Source organism: Niabella agricola, assembly GCF_021538615.1.
In the GTDB taxonomy this organism is placed as follows: domain Bacteria; phylum Bacteroidota; class Bacteroidia; order Chitinophagales; family Chitinophagaceae; genus Niabella; species Niabella agricola.
The window spans coordinates 1,965,922-1,984,191 of sequence record NZ_JAJHIZ010000003.1; the positions used below are offsets into that span (position 1 = coordinate 1,965,922).

16 protein-coding genes are annotated in these 18,270 nt (G+C 45.4%); 5 read left to right on the forward strand and 11 right to left on the reverse strand.

Translation table 11 applies throughout. The features are described from left to right. Nucleotides 1-2 precede the first annotated feature (2 nt). From LL912_RS13650 to LL912_RS13690, 9 genes are all read right to left on the reverse strand, one after another. Complete coding sequence (locus tag LL912_RS13650; RefSeq protein WP_235554132.1) at nucleotides 3-923, reverse strand: hypothetical protein; 921 nt, start codon at nucleotides 921-923, stop codon at nucleotides 3-5. 164 nt (nucleotides 924-1,087) lie between these two features. Continuing rightward, a complete protein-coding gene (locus LL912_RS13655; RefSeq protein WP_235554133.1) occupies nucleotides 1,088-1,591 on the reverse strand; it encodes a hypothetical protein in 504 nt (167 codons plus the stop codon). Nucleotides 1,592-1,594: 3 nt separating this feature from the next. After that, complete coding sequence (locus tag LL912_RS13660; protein WP_235554134.1) at nucleotides 1,595-2,878, reverse strand: hypothetical protein; 1,284 nt, start codon at nucleotides 2,876-2,878, stop codon at nucleotides 1,595-1,597. Nucleotides 2,879-2,896: 18 nt separating this feature from the next. Then, nucleotides 2,897-4,747: a type VI secretion system Vgr family protein gene (locus tag LL912_RS13665; protein WP_235554135.1), complete on the reverse strand. Its 1,851-nt coding sequence runs from the start codon at nucleotides 4,745-4,747 to the stop codon at nucleotides 2,897-2,899. A 344-nt stretch (nucleotides 4,748-5,091) separates the two neighbouring features. Beyond that, nucleotides 5,092-5,808 carry a 4-hydroxy-tetrahydrodipicolinate reductase gene (gene dapB / locus LL912_RS13670; protein ID WP_235554136.1) on the reverse strand — a complete coding sequence of 239 codons (717 nt, stop codon included), beginning with the start codon at nucleotides 5,806-5,808 and terminating at the stop codon, nucleotides 5,092-5,094. Nucleotides 5,809-5,925: 117 nt separating this feature from the next. After that, nucleotides 5,926-7,077 carry a hypothetical protein gene (locus LL912_RS13675; RefSeq protein ID WP_235554137.1) on the reverse strand — a complete coding sequence of 384 codons (1,152 nt, stop codon included), beginning with the start codon at nucleotides 7,075-7,077 and terminating at the stop codon, nucleotides 5,926-5,928. 143 nt (nucleotides 7,078-7,220) lie between these two features. Next, on the reverse strand, nucleotides 7,221-7,931 hold the full coding sequence (locus LL912_RS13680; protein WP_235554138.1) for a DUF5683 domain-containing protein: 711 nt from the start codon (nucleotides 7,929-7,931) through the stop codon (nucleotides 7,221-7,223). Nucleotides 7,932-7,947: 16 nt separating this feature from the next. Further along, nucleotides 7,948-8,871, reverse strand: a complete 924-nt coding sequence (locus LL912_RS13685) for a ParB/RepB/Spo0J family partition protein (protein WP_235554139.1) — start codon at nucleotides 8,869-8,871, stop codon at nucleotides 7,948-7,950. A 72-nt stretch (nucleotides 8,872-8,943) separates the two neighbouring features. Then, nucleotides 8,944-9,744, reverse strand: a complete 801-nt coding sequence (locus LL912_RS13690; protein ID WP_235554140.1) for a ParA family protein — start codon at nucleotides 9,742-9,744, stop codon at nucleotides 8,944-8,946. 274 nt (nucleotides 9,745-10,018) lie between these two features. Here LL912_RS13690 and LL912_RS13695 point away from each other — a divergent pair, with 274 nt between their 5' ends. From LL912_RS13695 to lon, 3 genes are all read left to right on the forward strand, one after another. Beyond that, nucleotides 10,019-11,278, forward strand: coding sequence for a metallophosphoesterase (locus LL912_RS13695; RefSeq protein WP_235554141.1), 1,260 nt, complete (start codon nucleotides 10,019-10,021; stop codon nucleotides 11,276-11,278). A 70-nt stretch (nucleotides 11,279-11,348) separates the two neighbouring features. Beyond that, nucleotides 11,349-11,939: a porin family protein gene (locus tag LL912_RS13700; protein WP_235554142.1), complete on the forward strand. Its 591-nt coding sequence runs from the start codon at nucleotides 11,349-11,351 to the stop codon at nucleotides 11,937-11,939. 267 nt (nucleotides 11,940-12,206) lie between these two features. After that, complete coding sequence (gene lon, locus LL912_RS13705) at nucleotides 12,207-14,606, forward strand: endopeptidase La (RefSeq protein ID WP_235554143.1); 2,400 nt, start codon at nucleotides 12,207-12,209, stop codon at nucleotides 14,604-14,606. A gap of 239 nt (nucleotides 14,607-14,845) precedes the next feature. On the opposite strand, the gene LL912_RS13710 is transcribed toward lon, so the two are convergent. Both LL912_RS13710 and rpe read right to left on the reverse strand, forming a co-directional pair. After that, on the reverse strand, nucleotides 14,846-15,547 hold the full coding sequence (locus LL912_RS13710; protein ID WP_235554144.1) for a porin family protein: 702 nt from the start codon (nucleotides 15,545-15,547) through the stop codon (nucleotides 14,846-14,848). Between the two features lie 206 nt (nucleotides 15,548-15,753). Next, a complete protein-coding gene (gene rpe, locus LL912_RS13715; protein WP_235554145.1) occupies nucleotides 15,754-16,401 on the reverse strand; it encodes a ribulose-phosphate 3-epimerase in 648 nt (215 codons plus the stop codon). Nucleotides 16,402-16,617: 216 nt separating this feature from the next. Between rpe and LL912_RS13720 the strand changes: the two genes are divergently transcribed. Together LL912_RS13720 and LL912_RS13725 are read left to right on the forward strand one after the other, a co-directional pair. Beyond that, a complete protein-coding gene (locus tag LL912_RS13720; protein WP_235554146.1) occupies nucleotides 16,618-17,607 on the forward strand; it encodes a PhoH family protein in 990 nt (329 codons plus the stop codon). Beyond that, a complete protein-coding gene (locus tag LL912_RS13725) occupies nucleotides 17,558-18,268 on the forward strand; it encodes a YiiX/YebB-like N1pC/P60 family cysteine hydrolase (protein WP_235554147.1) in 711 nt (236 codons plus the stop codon). Before LL912_RS13720 ends, LL912_RS13725 begins: the two co-directional genes overlap by 50 nt. Nucleotides 18,269-18,270 lie beyond the last annotated feature (2 nt).

Here is an 18,270-nt window from a genome sequence, read left to right on the forward strand (position 1 = left end):
TTTTAAACCACCGACGCACTCTTTTTCCCGGCATCATCAAATCTGACAGCCTCTTTTAACAGCCGGTCCCTTGTATCCTGGTGGTAGGTTTCAAATTTTACTTTTTGATCCGGATCACCTTGTAACATCACCATTCCCCAAACGGAACGGATGGAGTAATCCTTCTTATAAATCAGATAATTTAACACTGCAGAACCTTTTGCTTCAGTACCCGGGTAGCCCATTGCCCTTTCCAGGGGCACCGGCCTTTTTTGCAGGATATCATTTACACTTCGCTCCTCGCACACATTGCCTTTGTATTGAATCGCAAATGTTTTCTCCGCAACTTCCTTTTTATCAAAGTGGCCTAATACCCGGTAGTTAACCATTGGTCCATATGCAACCAACGGGAATTGCAAATCCAGTTCCTGTTTATAGCTGAAAGCGCGTTTGCCCAGAATACGGGCAAAGAATACCGCAAAAAACCAGTCGCTCTTTATAGCCTCGTTCAGTTTATAATCATGCTTCAGTACGACATCCATCCGTGTTATGGCCTGTTCCACAATTGCGCCCTTATAATACCGGGCGATCCCCTCTTTTTTTTTCTCCCACCGGTCAAGCATTTCTGCTCTATTGATGACCCGTTTAAATGCACCTTCCGGGTCAACCATCAACAATAAAGGATATAACACCGATCCTATCTCATCTGCCAAACGGTCGGCCAGCAAATAAGGAGCCTGATTATTCACATACACCTGTTTGCGGTTTAAAAAGAACAGGCACCCTTCTTCTTCAAGGCTTCCCAGTTGTGCCACATCCATTTCATAATGTACTTTCTGCGTTTCATCAAAAGTAATCACCGTACCATACGTGCGGCAAAGTGCATCCCGGGGGATGATGATCTGCCGGCCAGGCGCAAAAGAATATGATGTTTTTATACTCAAAAAAGGATCTTTATTCATTTATGTTTTCAATAACGGTATGCAGACAACTGGGTTTATCAACTGATTCTAACAACTGGTCTCCGGCCCTAGACGAAAAATATCCCATCGTCATTTGAAATCATTACCTCTTTAAAAAGCCATCCATTTTATGATACTGCGCGCCATTAAAAATCTTTTTTATCCAGCGTCATCCCATAATAGAAATTACGTCTTACTCCATTTACAGTTGCGCTGTCCAGCCCACAATCATATAGCATTGCGCCCCCCATGGCATTGTTACCCGTTTTTGCGCTAAGATGAAAATCGGAAAGGACCAGCTTTTTTCCCGCCATTTCAATCGTGATGATACTATTTAAATGAAAGGAATCTAACGTATATCCAAAAATCGCTTCGGGCTTTGCAGATGCTCGAACATTCAATGTATCCAGTTTCTGAACGGTGTCCTTTTCAATCGTTCCGCTCGCATTTTTGATTATTGTTTTTACCTGCTGCATTTCATCTATCTGAAAACCGGTCAGCGTGAACGCAAGCCCCTCTCTGCATAGGTTAGAAGCATTGCATTGATCGGTATATGCATTTATTTCTTTTTCAGATGGCCGGTTAAAACAGCCGCTGAGGTAAAACAAAAGAATAACGAGTCCATAATTTATTTTGCTAATGGCAGTCATACACTATTTAGCTTTTATATACCCATAGATATTTGTATCAAAACTTTCTTGTTTTATAGTCAGCAGTTTCACAGGATTCCCCCAACACCAAAAGGAAAAAGAGCAGGTATTGTTTTGACTGTTTACACTGTAGTTTCCTTCATAAATAATCCAGTGAAACCGCCAGGAGAAAGGATTGTCTGCAGGAGCAAAATGGCTAGGGCTGTCCTTTAGCATATCAGCATCTATTAACATGGCAATATTATAGCCCGCTTTATACTGCTCATCCATTTCCTTTAACAAATACTGTTTACTGGTTGACGTAGGATTCATCCCAATATGGGTACTGTCCTTCACATCGTTAAACTGGAGAAAATTTTTAAATAAGGGTGCTACCATATCCGGGTAGTTGATTCCTGAGATCTCCTGTCCTGCTTCGCCGGTGTAGTTAAAAAATGTGTTTTCCTGGTTTCTTAGGGTAACCATATCGATCCAATCTATTTTAGGCATAGGGGTTCCGCCAAGTTTTGGATACTTTTCAGCAACCGGGTCCATTTCATAAATAACGGGATCCTTAGGTTTTAGCTTAAACGTTCCGAATTCCGCCTCTCCTTTGCGATGCAGATCAAAAGATGCCTTTGAATACGCCTGTGGATTTGTTTTTGCAAAAAGATAGAAAACGATCGCCATGCCGCACAATGGCGTATTGGATTGATTAATTAAGATAGCGCCCAACTTTGGATTATTGGATACGACCCGGTTATTTATTTCATTTGTTACCTCCTGTATAGAAAACCACCGGAACCGGTAATGCACCCATTCGGTATGTTTGGCCTCTGCTGTTCTGGCCGAAAAATAGGCATACACCGTTAAATCACATCCACAAACAGCAAGGGTGCTGATATTGATCCGTATTTTTTTACCGGTGGCATTAAAATCAAAATCGGCAATTCCTTCTTCATTTTGATATTTATACCCCCATTTTATGTTTGCATAATCATCCGGCTGCACCTCTCCATCAAACTCCGCCGCTTCGAACTCATAGGCAGTTCCATATTGAAGCCCCTGACATTTTCCGCCACCGGCATCCAGCCCTTCCGTAAGCGGAGTATTAACATTGATTTTTTTTACCTTTTTAGTGGTTATTGCTCTTTCCGGTGGCGCCCCACGTAATAACTGCTCACCGGTCTCTCCGTTTTTACGCATAAGCCCTTTGGCACTTAACTGGATATCCCCGTCATGCGCTGTCCAGGTTATGTCTTTTGCAGTTTCTACAATATTCTTCGCTTTGAATATAATATCACCCATGGCCATTCTTCTTATTGGTTACGCAAAATTCCCCTGTTCCCCGCTCTTGCTTACGACCTTTTTAGCACTATAAATTTTAAAGTCTTCGTCTGTGGCGCTGGCTTCAATAGTATTCCCATGCTTCTTTATAGTGTTTGATGCATTGTGGGTCAAGTTGTCTTCTGCCGTTCCAATGATATTGGTAGCCGTCATGGTCAGGTTCTTCACCGCATTGTTCATAATATTTACACCTGCGTTGTTCATCATGCTGGCTCCTGCAGTGGTGCCTATATTGATTCCGGCACTGGTGTTAATATTCATTCCGGCACTGGTGCGTATGTTTTCATCAGCATTAATATTGATATTCTTTGCATTGAAGGTCATGGTTTCAGGGGCGGTGATGGTGATGTTCTTTCCGGCGGTATCCAGGTAGATCTCATTACCCCCGGGATCCCGGATGATGATATGCGTACCCGAACCCGCATCATTAAACTCTACCGTATGACCACTGCGCGTACGGATCACTTTCAGATCATTGCCCGCATTGCTGAAGCTGTTGTTGGCGCTCCCGTGGTATACCGACCCGATCACATATGGCTTCGTTGCACTCCCGTTCTCAAATCCCACGATCACTTCCTCCCCTACTTCCGGTATAAAAAAATGTCCCTTCCCGCCGCCGCCGTGCGGACTCGTTACCCTGATCCATGGCGTCTTCTCCGAACCATTCATCCAGTGAAACTTCACACGCACACGCCCCAGACCGTTGTAATCGTTATTGTCCGTTACGATCGCGCTCTGCGTTTCACACAGGGGATCACGCGGAACAGCAACCGGCGGCACCTTGATCCCCGACGGAACCGCTGTAAAATCATTCTCGTAATGACCCCGCGCATCCACATGATGGTTCACCCCCGTTACCAGGTAATCCCCATAACCCTCCGTGCCCAGTGTAAACACATTGCTGCCGCTTACCGTTACCACCGAACCAACCGAAATGCCCGGATGCCCGCTCTGACCCTGGAATTGAACCAGCTTGCTGCTCTCCACCGCACTCCGCAGGTTCACCAGGTCGTCCTGCTGTTTCTTATTGGTTAAAAAACGCGGGTTCCATTGTTTGGGCTGCGTGCCATATACCGTTTGGGAGGCCTTGTATACCTGCTCCCCCCACGCGTTCAGCCCAGCCTTCTGCTCCACCCCCTGCGGTTCGCTGCTGTACACCTGGCTGTTCTGGTAATCCCAGGCCAGCAGCTGAGAACGCACCGGCCGCGCCTGCAACGCCACGTTAAAGCGCGAAAGGTGCCGGCCATATACCAGCTCCGTTTTTTTCGTGTCCCGCGGAGGACCCACCACCAGGCTGCGGCCATCCCAGAACAGCCATTCCCCGTAGGTGCTCGTTAATCGCTGCAAAAACTCCCAGGCCGTTTCTTTATACTGTACCGTGTATGCCAACGTTTCTCCGTACAGCGGCTGCACTTTGGGCTCCAGCTGGTTGCCCGGGAAAAACTTCAGCACATCCTGGGCTATATTCTTCAGCGCTTTCTTTTCCCAGCTCTTGCAATGCGGACCACTGTCCAGCACGATCGTAGGGCTGTACCCTGTAAGGATCACATCCCCGTGGTGACCCGTAAAACGCGCCGTTTCCACACCGGTGATGATCCCGTTGAACAATACCGTGCCCGATAGGCCCACGCCGCTGATCCGCGCTCCAAAGCTACCCCCGATCAGTTCTTTGGAGGCCGTGAACATACCCGACCGGCCGTCGATGGACTGGGCCGGACAGACCAACGTAAATTGGTGATGCGAAAAAATACGCTGATGAAGGGAAAATGAGGTAAACTGCAGTAACGGACTCCCGTTAATGCTAAACATAGGTTCAGTTAATTGCGCCATACATAAGGTTTTGTCTGTGACGAATAAGATCATTGCAACCTCACAAACCCGTCGTGTCAGCTAAGCGATGACATAAAAATTTCAGGTCTTCACAAATTTAGCCGAATAGATTATTTATTTTTGAGGTTTATTAAGGACTAAAAATAAGGATTTCCGGGAAATCCAAAACAAAAATTAACCCAGATCATTCCCGGAGCGATCCAGTCCCACACATTCTATCACATCGTTACGCACCGGCATTGCTGTTACCGGTTATTTATAATTATTTTTCAATATATGGACGATCAGACAAAAAAATTGCCCCCAAACAACAGAGGGCAACACGATTTTTATTCCCGGCCTATTTAAAGATCCAGTACATCCTTCATGGAAAAAACACCTTTTTTGTCTTTTATGAACTCGGCGGCCAGCACCGCACCCAACGCAAACCCCTTGCGGTTATGCGCCGTATGTGTAATGGAGATATCGTCGATTTCAGAAGCATAAGTAATGGTATGCGTGCCAGGCGCCGGGTCAATCCGTTTGCTGGTGATCAGCAGTTCTTCAGGCCGGGGCAGCACATCATTCACCCATTTTGTTTTTTCGGTATATACTTCCATTACCTGTTCCGCCAGGGTAATAGCTGTACCACTGGGCGCATCCTTTTTTTCAGTATGATGTATTTCTTCTAGGCTTACTGTATACGAACCATGCCTGTGCATCAGTTCTGCCAGCTTTTTATTCAGCTCGAAGAATAGATTTACCCCGATACTGAAATTGCTGGCATACAGGAACGTACCGTCATTGCGGTTAATTACATCCAGTAATTCCGGCATTTTTTCCAGCCAGCCAGTGGATCCGCTAACTACCGGAACACCGAAGCCGATTAGTTTTACAAGATTGTCAAACGCCGTATGCGGGCCTGTAAACTCAATGGCCACATCTGCCTTGCCGATGTTTTCTGCATTCAGCTCCTGCGCATTGCTTACATCAATTTTCAATACCACTTCATGTCCTCTTTCCAGTGCAATGGCCTCTATGGCTTTTCCCATTTTTCCGTATCCTATAAGTGCAATATTCATTTTTTCCCAAAAATTTATTTTCAATGATACAAAAGTAGCGGTTTCATACAAAATAACTGGGCCATTTCAGAAGTTGAAACAGCCCAGTTTAATAGCTTGAAAATAATTAAAGAAATACTAAAACCAAATCGTATAATTTACGTAGTAAGTAGGAAACAGCCCTTCACCACTCGAATATCCAAAAAGTCCAAACGAATATGTATTTAATAAAGTCCAATATGCCCCTTGCTGCGCAATCAGATCATCATCAATAAGCTTGACTGTGCGAGAAATGTATCCTTTGTTAGCTCCTAAATTACCAAAAACAGGGTGACTAATGGTATTAATATTATCTTTCAATGTTTTTGAAACTAAAATCACACCTTCTCTAACCCCATCCGCCAATTCCGAACCAGGATCGATAATATTCAAAAAGGTACTCTGGCTGCCTCCGGGAGCGCCTATTCCAAAATCTACCCCCTGTGAGGTTCCGTCTGAAAAGGATACACTTAATGGCCCGCTTGCTGATGCTATAGCGGATGGCACAGTGCGAAAAACGCCAAGCCAATTTTTATGCTCTGCGTGATATACAATTGATAGAAACCCACGATTGCCATATGTATTAGTATTAATAGAAAACAGGTTTAATTTTGTGCTCATTCGCCTTTTATTACTACCTTCCGAGTCTGTCTTTTTTTCAAAAGATGAAACGGTATATCCATTTGGTGGAGGTGCTGTATTGGGTCCAATGGCTCGTGGCAAAGTCTTATTGCTGTTTAAATATCTTGACAAATCATCGTAACTAATATTATTGTATTTTGCATGACCTTTTAGATTGTAAATTAAAAAATCACTCCCAACTTTTACAATGCCTTTCCTGTTAATCAATTTGGCTTCACTTGGACTTTGAGCGTTATAGCTGTATGAAGAATCTCCATTCCAAATAATAATATCTGAAAAATCCTTTTTAACTTTATAAAACATTGAAGCGTCCTTCAAACTATCAACAATATCTAACTGAGCATCAAAGTCCCGCGCATAAGAATACAATGATTTGAAGCTTGTTGTGTTTTCTAACTTCCGGATGTACTCACTACCATCAAAAGAACTCACGGCTACTAAAAAGCCAAAAAATGTTTCATAATCTTTAAAAGCCAGATAGTCCTTTTCCACCCTAACTAGCTCTTCTTGTTTGCTTTCTTCTTTAGGAACAGAAGATATCTCATTCTTTTTGCAGGAAATAGTAAGGACAATGATGCCCATTACCAATGTGGTAATCGTTTTTTTCATAAAATTATTGTTTTGATTGTTTAAAATTTAGGAGCTTAAAATTTTGGTATTAGTGTCGAATAGTTTGCGTTCAAAATTTGGGTTTTCTTATAAGTTGGTAACATAATGTACTTGTAAAAAAGTGACAATATGTTTCGCGATTGTTATTTAAATGTTAAAACAAAACTAAGGCCATTCGTGTTGGCCATTTCGCTGTGACCAGGCGTTACTTTAAAGCTAAGTTTAGGAGAGATATCAAATGTACTCAAGTGAGCATCTACCGTAGCATCCACCACGTTCAACCCCCAGGCGATCAGAAAAAAGACAAAAGAATAATCCACACTTTTCCGGTATTCATCCCGTGTGTTTCTTAATGTCTCGTACCGGTCATTATTTTGTCCAAAAAACATTTTTTGTACATATTCATTCAGCTTAAAATAGCCTGTACTATCCCGAACCTGTCCTTGTTCCAGGGGTTTTGCGAATTCGGTAGCTACGATAAAACCTGCCCTGAATCTTTTATACCAAACTAGGTTGTCTACAAAAAGCCCGCCGGTGATTCCGAGCGCAGCATATACAATTGGTACTTTCCATATTTTCCGGTTGTACATCTGCCCCCATCCGGGTAATATGGCTGACCGGAGCGCGGCCGTTCCCGGGTTCCGGTAGCGCGGATCTTTCCGGGCCACACTATCGATGTATTTCTCCTTTCCCTTTCCTGCAGGCTTCAACATGGTTGCTGCCTTTGCCGTGTCCGGCTTTACAGGAACTGTATCCTTTGTGGCTGTGGAATCGGTATTTTGTGCACAAAGGGCCCCCGTGGTGCCGGCCAAAATGCAAAGCAGCAGTATTATCTTGTTCAGGAATTGCATCATGCAAATAAAGCACTAATTAGTCTACGGATACGTTAAAGTTGTGCAGCAGCTTGTTCAGCTCCTCAACCGAATAATAATCAAACGTGATCTGTCCGCTGCCATTGGTACTGTGCTTTAATTTTACGCGGGTGTCAAATTGCGATGCCAGTTTGTCTTCGATCCGCTGAAAGGAGGATGACAGGCCGCTTCTGCTTACAGGCTTTTTGGCTACCCCGGCCTGCTTATACAGGTTGCGCACCAACACCTCTGTCTGACGCACTGAAAGTCCTTTTTCTTTTATCTCCTTGAAAATGAAGAGTTGTTTTTCTACAGTATCTACATTGATAATAGCCCGGGCATGGCCCATCGACAACTCACCGCTGCGCACTGCCAGCTGGATATCTGGCGGCAACTTCAGCAACCGGATAAAATTGGCAATGGTGCTACGGTCTTTACCCATTCTTTCAGCCACCTGTTCCTGCGAATAATCCAGTTCATCCATCATGCGCTTATAACTCAGGGCTACTTCCACCGCATTCAGATCTTCCCGCTGCAGGTTCTCCAACAGGGCCAGTTCCAGCAATTGCGCATCGTTTGCCTGCCGGATATAAGCCGGTACATCTGCCAGGCCGGCCATTTTTGAAGCCCGTAAACGGCGCTCTCCCGCAATCAGACGGTACTTTCCGGTTGCTGTTTTTGAAACCGTCAGCGGCTGGATAATGTCGTGGATCTTTATGGATTCTGACAATTCTTTTAACGCCTGCTCATCAAAATCATGCCGGGGTTGTTTCGGGTTTACCTCAATATCTGCAACCGGGATTCTTAAAATATTCGTGGCATTCTCCACCACCGTTTTTTTGAGCTGGTCCCCGCCGCTGCCTTTTAACTCGGCATCGATGCTTCCCAGCAGGGAACGGATCCCTTTACCAAGCGCGTCCTTATTTTGTTTTGTAGTTGACATTTTTCTGTTTAAAGTTTAAGGCTTAAGGTTCAAGGCTATGCTGAATCCTAAACATTGAACATTGAACGGGCATCATTCCAGTATCTTCTCATTATTGGCAATTTTTGTCATGTCGTTCTTCTGCAGGATCTCCTTTGCAAGATTCAGATAGTTAAGGGCGCCCTTGCTGGTCGCATCATACAGGATTGCCGGCTTTCCAAAACTGGGAGCTTCACTCAGTTTTGAATTCCGGTGAATGATGGTATCAAACACTTTGTCGTCAAAATGACGCCGTACTTCGCTCACCACCTGGTTACAAAGCCGCAGCCTCGAATCGTACATGGTCATCAGGATGCCTTCGATCACCAGCTCCGTATTCAGGCGGCTTTGAACGATTTTTATTGTGTTCAGTAATTTCCCCAACCCTTCCAATGCAAAGAATTCGCATTGCACCGGTACCACAACAGAAGCCGCTGCCGTAAGGGCATTTACGGTGATCAGTCCGAGCGAAGGAGAACAGTCGATCACGATAAAATCGTATTCGTGCTGTACTGCTTCCAGGATATTTTTGAGTACCATTTCCCGGTTGGGATAATTGATCATTTCAATTTCAGCACCTACCAGGTCAATATGTGACGGAATCAGATCGAGATTGGGAATATCGCTTTTCAGGATCACCTCCCGGGCAGGGGCCTGGTTGGCCATGCAATCGTACAGGCTATGCGTAACATTGTGCAGGTCAAACCCTACTCCCGTAGTACTGTTTGCCTGCGGATCGGCATCAACCAACAGGGTCTTGTATTCCAGAACTGCAAAGCTTGCCGCCAGGTTAATGGCCGTTGTCGTTTTACCAACTCCACCTTTCTGATTTGCTACTCCAATAATTTTTGCCATATTTCTTTAATTCTCTCTGAACTGGTGCAAAAAATGCTAAAAATTTTCAATTAAGCAAATGTAAAGTATTTGCCAGTCTTAAAATTGATAAAAAACCGAAAAGCAAACGGCCGTCAGTCGTTAGCTTTCAGCAATCAGTTCCCAGCGATCCGTTTTCGGCTTTCAGAAACGGATTTCCGGATCAGGGTGTCGTTGAAAGTAGACAACTGACCGCTGATAGCTCATAAGCACCGATCAAAAATTTACTTAGCTTTGGAATCAAATCTTCCTTATTATGCGAAATGCCTCATTCTGGTGGGTGATGTTGTTGGTGATGCTGCTCATTGATCTTTATATTTTTATTGCGATCCGGTCTTCGCTGTTTGCCTATTCTTCGCCAAGGAACCGTACCATTTTTACCATCAGCTACTGGAGTATTACGGTCCTTTCGATGGGTACCCTCCTGCTCCTGCCCTACCTCCCTGCTGCGGAAGCGGGTCAGCTGCGCAGGAGCATCATTTTTACTCTCATTTTTGCGCTGTTTCTGGGCAAGATCCTGGCGGCCGTTTTTTTCCTTATGGACGATATCCGGCGCCTGGCCCAATGGGTGGGCGGTAAATTCTTCTCAACCAATAACGAGATCGGCGAGGTTTCGGGAGCCGATACGGAAGCGATCTCCCGCTCTCATTTCCTAACCTGGCTGGGAATTGCAGCGGGAGGTTCCATCTTTTCCAGCCTGGTTTATGGACTCAGTAACAAATACAATTACCGGATCCGTAAAGTTCCTTTGTCATACCCCCGTTTGCCGGAGGGTTTCCGGGGGTTCCGGATGGTACAGATCTCTGATGTACATAGCGGCAGTTTTAGCGACAAGGCTGCAGTAAACCGGGGGATTGATATGATCCTGAATGAAAAACCGGACCTGATCGTGTTTACCGGGGACCTGGTCAATAATATCGCTGTTGAAATGGAGCATTATATGGAGATATTTTCCCGGTTGAAAGCGCCCATGGGCGTGTTTTCTACATTGGGAAACCATGATTATGGCGATTACCATGCCTGGAAAGACGCTGCTGAAAAAGAAGCCAACCTGGAGCGATTGAAGGCCATTCACGGAAAAATGGGCTGGCGGTTGCTACTGGATGAGCACCTGCCGCTGGAACGGAACGGCTCGCAGATCGGCCTGATCGGGGTACAAAATATTAGCGGCAAGGCACGTTTTCATAGCTACGGTAATATGGCAAAAGCCGCGGAAGGAAGCAACCACTACCCCTTTAAGATCTTATTGAGCCACGACCCGTCGCACTGGGACGCCGAAATCAATAAAAAATACCCCGATATTGATCTGATGCTGAGCGGGCATACCCATGGGATGCAGTTTGGAGTGGAGCTTCCCTGGTTTCGCTGGAGCCCGGTACAATATGTATATAAACAATGGGCCGGCCTTTATGAAAAGGGAACCCAAAAACTGTATGTGAACCGGGGCTTCGGTTTTATCGGCTACCCGGGCAGGGTGGGCGTTCTTCCCGAGATCACGGTTTTTGAATTCCATTAATATTCAACAGCTTTTTAACGAACCATTGCTATTTTTTGTCTAATTTTATTATTTAAACAACCCTCATTTTATGATACGCACAATAAAAACTACTGCCGTTTTCATCCTTAGTACCTTTTTTACAGTCTCCCTGCACGCCCAATTTCATATCGGGGCTAAAGCAGGTGTAAATGCTACCAAGATCGATGGTAAGAGTTTTAAGGAAGAATTTAACTACAATTACCTGGTTGGTTTTTTCGCGGAAATTGGCATAAGCCAGAAATTGAGTGTTAATCCGGAGCTGATTTATTCGCAGGCTTCCAGCACCCGGGATACCAGCTTTAAAAATGTATTACCGGATTTTAACAAAGATCAGACAAAGGCGAAATTGAATTACCTTTCGATACCCATCCTGTTGAACCTGCAGCTGGCCGGTCCTTTGCATATTGAAGCAGGCCCGCAGTTCAGTGTTTTAACCAGTTCCAGCAAAACCCTGTTGCAGAACGGAGAAGAAGCTTTTAAAAAAGGAGACTTTTCAATGGTTGGCGGTGTGCAATTGAAGTTTAATGCACTGCGGGTATCCGGCAGGTATGTGATCGGATTGAGTAATATCAGCGACCTGTCCAGCCAGGAAAAATGGAAAAACCAGGCCTTGCAGGTGGCGGTGGGGTTTGCATTATAGAAGTGCGCCCGGCTCTTATCGCAAATAGTTAGTTTTTAATACTTAAAGGCATTTTCTGGGAACCGTTCCCGGCTTGCCCCGTTTCGGGCATCTGCCGGGATGAAGTCATGCTCCCCTCCGGCACTGTTACAGGGGTATTTTTTAGTTTTAAAACCGCCAATCTTTCCGCATTTTTGTTTGTGGCATTACAATTGACCTGCTAAATGTTCAATAAAAAAAACCGGCGTACCCAACAGGCTATGCCAGTTTGTCCTGTTAAAAAAGATTATGAAGTTCGATATTCAATTTAGACCAGAAGACGAGATGGACTTTTTGCCCATTATTCCGCTCAATGAAAATGAAGGGGATGAAAATCTGGATGAAATACCCGATGAAATTGCAATCCTGCCCTTAAGAAATACAGTGTTGTTTCCCGGGGTTGTACTGCCCATAACCGTTGGCAGAGATAAAAGTATCCTCGCAGTAAATGACGCTTATAAGGGGAATAAATTTATAGGCGTGGTTGCACAGAAAGACAGCAACCAGGAAAATCCGGAAGCGGCAGACCTTGAGCGGATCGGCACCATTGCCAAGATCATTAAGCTCATCAAAATGCCCGACGGGGGCACCACCGTCATTATACAGGGACGGAATAAGTTCTCTATAGAAAAAATAAGCAGCAATGACCCTTATTTTAAAGCCGCCATTAAAAGAATCCAGGACACCGAAGTACCCACTGACGTAGATTTTGAGGCACATATCGCCAATATAAAGGACCTGGCCACCAACATTATACAGCAATCGCCCAATATACCCTCCGAAGCTTCCATTATTCTGAAGAATATTGAGAAAGCCTCCTTCCTTATTCATTTTGTAAGCAGCAACCTCAATACATCCGTTGAAGAAAAACAGCAGCTGCTGGAAATGAACGATATCCGGGAGCGGGCAGGCAGCCTGATGCAATTGTTGCAAAAGGAACTGCAATTTGTTGAATTAAAGAACAAGGTTACCAATAAGACCCGTACAGAACTGGATAAGCAACAACGGGAATATTTTTTACAGCAGCAACTCAAAAGCATTAAGGAGGAACTGGGCGGAGATACCAACAGCCAGGAAATAAAGGAAATGCAGAAAAAGGCCGAACAGAAAAAATGGCCGGAGGCTGCAAAAGAAGCTTTTAAAAAAGGCATTGAGAAACTGGAACGGATGCACCCCAGCACACCGGATTATTCTGTGGTATATAACCATGTTGACCTGATGCTGGACCTGCCCTGGGAGGAATACACGCAGGATGATTACGATCTTGGCAACGCCAAAAAAACGCTGGACCATGATCATTACGGCATGGCCAAGATCAAGGAGCGGATCCTGGAATACCTGGCCGTACTGAAATTAAAGGGGGATATGAAAAGCCCCATCCTTTGTTTCCTGGGCCCTCCGGGTATTGGCAAAACATCCCTGGGAAAAAGTATTGCCAGCGCCCTGGGTCGCAAATATGTGCGGTTAAGTTTGGGCGGACTACACGATGAAAGCGAGATCCGCGGACACCGTAAAACCTATATCGGTGCCATGCCCGGTCGTATTCTTCAATCACTGCGCAAGGTACGGAGCAGCAACCCGGTGATTGTACTGGATGAAATTGATAAAGTGGGCAATGATTTCCGGGGAGATCCCAGCAGCGCCTTGCTGGAAGTACTGGACCCGGAGCAGAACAACAGTTTTTACGATAATTACCTGGAACTGGAATATGATCTGAGCAAAGTGCTGTTTATTGCAACCGCCAATAATATTCAGACCATACAGCCCGCCCTGCGCGACCGTTTGGAGATCATCGATCTGAGTGGCTATGCGATCGAGGAAAAGATTGAGATCGCCAAACGCCATTTAATTCCAAAACAAAAAGAATTGCACGGGCTGGCGAAAAACAACGTCCGTTTTTCAGACAAGGTGCTGGCGCAGCTCATTGCCGATTATACCCGCGAAAGCGGAGTACGGGAGCTGGACCGTGTGCTGGCAAGCGTAATGCGCAACCAGGCCAAAAAAGTGGCCATGGGCGAGCCGTTAAAGTCGCCCCTGACCACAGAAGACGTGCAGGAGATTTTAGGCAAGCCCCGGTACAGCAACGATCTGTATAAAACGGTAAATCTTCCCGGTGTGGCTGTAGGACTGGCCTGGACCTACGTAGGTGGCGATATTTTGTTTATTGAGTCCAGTCTCAGCGATGGCAAGGGAGAACTGCATCTCACCGGAAACCTTGGCAATGTAATGAAAGAAAGTGCAACTACCGCTCTCACCTATCTCAAATCAAATGCGGAAAAATACCATATCGACAGCACCCTTTTTCAAAAGAAGAATATCCATATACACGTACCGGAAGGTGCCACGCCCAAGGATGGCCCCAGTGCGGGTGTTACCATGATGACTTCAATTGCATCTGCATTAACAGGTAAAAAGGTAAAACCTTACCTGGCCATGACCGGCGAAATCACCCTTCGCGGCCAGGTGTTGCCAGTGGGCGGAATCAAAGAAAAAATACTGGCAGCCAAGCGTGCCGGTCTTAAGGAAATCATGCTTTGTCTGCAAAACCAGAAAGATGTGGAAGAAGTAGAACCCGGCTTTATAAAAGGATTAAAATTTCATTATGTAAGCCGGATGGAAGATGTATTAAAGATTGCGATCGGCGTTTAATCCGGTCACAATAATCAATAAAAATTGGCTGTCTCAAAAGTCTGTCATTTCGAGCGTAGTGTAGTGAAGCTAAGAAATCTCCCATACATCATTTCCAGGCAATGAGATTTCTCCGTTTCGCTTCGCTTCAATCGAAATGACGGTTTCGGACTTTTGAGACAGCCGCTTTTTTATTTTTAGAACATTTTGTTTGCCGCTCATAACCCGGCTCAGGTATTTCTTTAAAACGATCGCTGCGTTCAGAACTTGTATCCCACAGAAAGCCCGAATTGCATATTTTTAAGCTGCTCACCGGTTTCGGCCCCATCTACCTTGTACACAATATTCGTCAATCCCATCTGGCCATTCAACTGGATGGAAAACTTATTTGAAAACTCATAGCCCATCAGCAGTGCACCACCCACGTCAAAAGGCTTTCCATAAGGAATGGTCTTCATGTTGTTAAAATCCAGGTAGCTGCTGTCCGTTGATGAAATATCATTCTTGAATTCAAGGTTGCCGGTTTTGCTGATTGTTGAACCACCCGAAGTGCCTTTGGCCTTCCATCTTCCGCCGATACCATAAGCCAGGTAAGGACCAACGCCTAATAAAAGGCGGCCATTGCCCAGCTCCGGCTTATACGTAAAATTGATGGGCAATTCAAGATAATACGGATGTTGGTTCAGCGTTACAGCAACGCCGCCAACCGACTCCTTGTATTGATATCCTTTGGTGTTGAACAACAGGCCCGGACTTATCGAAAATTCTTCGCCCACAGGCAGGTCGGCGGTTACGCCTATATGAAACCCCGGCAGCAGGTTGGTTGGCATTTTATTGCCATTCGCATACTTCACAACTGCGTTCGAAAAGTTGATGCCGCCGCGCACACCAAACTGAACCTGTGCAAAGGCTGCACTGCAGGAACCCGCTACAAAAAACAAGAGAAAAAGTCGTTTTAACATAAGCATTTGTTTTTAATAAGTAAAAAATTGGACACAAAGATAGCAACATCAGCGCAAACACATCGCCCGAAATCCGGTATTGGCTTAAGCCATTTGCATATTTTTTTCCGCAGAGAACGAACCCCCGAAATTTCGCAAAGCAGCCATGACACGTTATTGTTTAGCACTGGTTCCTGGGCCATTCCAGCCAACAAGAAGATAGCCGGTTATGCCTGCTTCAGCAACCGGATGGCTTCTATGGGATCTGCGGCATTGAATACGGTGCTGCCCGCCACCAGCGCATCGGCGCCCGCTGCTACAATTTCCGCGGCATTTTCAAGGGTTACGCCACCGTCAATGTTGATCAATGCATGGGAGCCTTTTTCCACGATCAGGTTTTTGATTTCTTTTATTTTGTTCAAGGTATTGGGTATAAATTTTTGTCCCCCGAAGCCCGGGTTTACGCTCATCACCAAAACAATATCCACATCGGCAATAATATCGCTCAGCAGGCTGGCGGGATTGTGCGGGTTGATGGCTACCCCTGCTTTTAAGCCCATCGCTTTTATTTGCTGAATGTCCTGGTGCAGCCGCGGACAGGTTTCAATATGGATACTGATATGATCTGCACCTGCTTTTTTAAACTGCTCAAAATACCGGGAAGGCTCCTCTATCATCAGGTGCACGTCGCAGGTCTTTTTTGTGACTCTTTTTACGAACTCAATGATCATAGGACCAAAGCTGATATTGGGCACAAACATTCCGTCCATTACGTCCAGGTGCAGCCATGCCGCCTCACTTTTGTTCACCATTTCCACCTCCTCTTGCAAATGGAGGAAATCTGCTGCCAATAAAGAAGGAGCAATAATTGCCATACAAAAACTTTTTGGGCAAAATAACATTATTTAATTGGTATCGAGAATAGAGAATCCAGAATTCAGAATTGAGATCAGTCATATCTCAAATCTCATATCTCATATCCCAATTCTTTTTTAACAAAATACACACCCTGTGCATAAAATAAATTCAGTATTTTACAGAGTGTTGTATAAATTTGAGAAGAACGATTTTTAAATAAAACAAGGAAAACATTGACAGAAGCAATTATTAACCTGGAAACAGTGAACCCCATTGATTTTTTTGGGGTTAACAACGGCAAACTGGATATCCTGAAGAAAAAATTCCCGCTACTCAAAATACTTTCCCGCGGCACGCAGATAAAATTGAGCGGCGCCCCTGAGCAGATCGCTGAGGCTAAAGAAAAAATCAACCTGATCGTATCCTATATTGAACGCAACGGGCATTTGAGTGAAAACTATTTTGACCAGATCCTGGGCGGCGATGACCTGGAAACGATCGATCATTTTCAGGAGCGAAACCCCAACGAAGTATTGGTATTCGGGCCTAATGGGAAATCCGTTCGTGCACGTACGGCCAACCAGAAAAAGCTGGTGCAGGAAGCAGAAAAGAATGACATCCTTTTTGCCATCGGGCCTGCGGGCACCGGTAAAACCTATACGGCGGTTGCCCTTGCGGTAAGGGCCTTAAAGAACAAACAGGTAAAAAAGATCATTCTTACAAGGCCAGCGGTGGAAGCAGGTGAAAGCCTGGGCTTTTTGCCGGGTGACCTCAAAGAAAAGATCGATCCGTATTTAAGGCCGCTTTATGATGCGCTGGATGATATGATTCCTGCCGATAAGCTGGGCTATTATATGACCACAAGAACGATCGAGATCGCTCCGCTGGCATATATGCGCGGACGTACGCTGGATAATGCCTTTATCATCCTGGATGAGGCGCAGAACGCCACCGACCTGCAATTAAAAATGTTCCTGACCCGTATCGGGGCCAATGCCAAGGCCATCATTACCGGCGACATGACGCAGGTGGATCTTCCCCGGAACCAGAAAAGTGGGCTGCAAACAGCCGTAAGAATCCTGCGGAACATTCCCGGCATCAGTCATATTGAGCTGGATGAAGAAGATGTGGTGCGGCACCGCCTGGTAAAAGCCATTATTAAAGCGTATCACAATGAACATGAAGAGCAGGAACAGCGCTTTAACCGGGAGCATACAAAATAACAGGGGTAGATTCCATTTTACCTTTAAAGGGTGGCCATGGGGCCGCCTTTTTCTTTTGCTGCTTTTTACCAGCTGCCACACCAAACGATTGCCGGCCGTACATTCCACGCTTTCGGTACAGCGGGAACTGAACCTGCTAAAGCCGCTTTTACATTCGGGAGACCTGATACTCCGGAACGGGACTGACGCCACCAGCCAGGCTACCCGGAAATTTAACCGGAAGGATACATCGTTTTCGCACTGCGGCATCATCGCCGTAGAAGGCGATACGGTATGGGTATACCACGCCATCGGCGGCAGCTACAACCCTTCCCAGGCTTTAAAGAAAGAACCGCTGGACAGCTTTTCCAAACCAGGTGAAACCGACCGGATCGCCGTTTACCGCTACCGTCTTGCGACAGAAGAGCAGCAACGGCTCATGAATATTGTGCGGGAACACTATAAAAGCAGGCTTCCCTTTGATCTTTTTTTTAATTACGATACCAACGACCGGATGTATTGTTCGGAATTTGTGTTCAAAAGCGTCAATAAAAGTATGAATGGCCGCCTTTCAACCGTCATCCGCCGGCAGACGGCACCGGTTTATATTTCGATCGACGACCTGTTTTTAAATGACTGGGCTCTTCCTGTAAAAAATATCAGCTATATTCGGTTACAATAATG

What these genes read in the sequence shown, in the direction of transcription:
- LL912_RS13700 (WP_235554142.1), top strand. Translation starts at nt 11,349, where the DNA reads ATGATACGCACAATAAAAACTACTGCCGTTTTCATCCTTAGTACCTTT.
- LL912_RS13725 (WP_235554147.1), top strand. Translation starts at nt 17,558, where the DNA reads ATGAACATGAAGAGCAGGAACAGCGCTTTAACCGGGAGCATACAAAAT.
- lon (WP_235554143.1), top strand. Translation starts at nt 12,207, where the DNA reads ATGAAGTTCGATATTCAATTTAGACCAGAAGACGAGATGGACTTTTTG.
- LL912_RS13695 (WP_235554141.1), top strand. Translation starts at nt 10,019, where the DNA reads ATGCGAAATGCCTCATTCTGGTGGGTGATGTTGTTGGTGATGCTGCTC.
- dapB (WP_235554136.1), bottom strand. Translation starts at nt 5,808, where the DNA reads ATGAATATTGCACTTATAGGATACGGAAAAATGGGAAAAGCCATAGAG.
- rpe (WP_235554145.1), bottom strand. Translation starts at nt 16,401, where the DNA reads ATGGCAATTATTGCTCCTTCTTTATTGGCAGCAGATTTCCTCCATTTG.
- LL912_RS13675 (WP_235554137.1), bottom strand. Translation starts at nt 7,077, where the DNA reads ATGAAAAAAACGATTACCACATTGGTAATGGGCATCATTGTCCTTACT.
- LL912_RS13690 (WP_235554140.1), bottom strand. Translation starts at nt 9,744, where the DNA reads ATGGCAAAAATTATTGGAGTAGCAAATCAGAAAGGTGGAGTTGGTAAA.
- LL912_RS13655 (WP_235554133.1), bottom strand. Translation starts at nt 1,591, where the DNA reads ATGACTGCCATTAGCAAAATAAATTATGGACTCGTTATTCTTTTGTTT.
- LL912_RS13685 (WP_235554139.1), bottom strand. Translation starts at nt 8,871, where the DNA reads ATGTCAACTACAAAACAAAATAAGGACGCGCTTGGTAAAGGGATCCGT.
- LL912_RS13665 (WP_235554135.1), bottom strand. Translation starts at nt 4,747, where the DNA reads ATGGCGCAATTAACTGAACCTATGTTTAGCATTAACGGGAGTCCGTTA.
- LL912_RS13660 (WP_235554134.1), bottom strand. Translation starts at nt 2,878, where the DNA reads ATGGGTGATATTATATTCAAAGCGAAGAATATTGTAGAAACTGCAAAA.
- LL912_RS13710 (WP_235554144.1), bottom strand. Translation starts at nt 15,547, where the DNA reads ATGTTAAAACGACTTTTTCTCTTGTTTTTTGTAGCGGGTTCCTGCAGT.
- LL912_RS13680 (WP_235554138.1), bottom strand. Translation starts at nt 7,931, where the DNA reads ATGATGCAATTCCTGAACAAGATAATACTGCTGCTTTGCATTTTGGCC.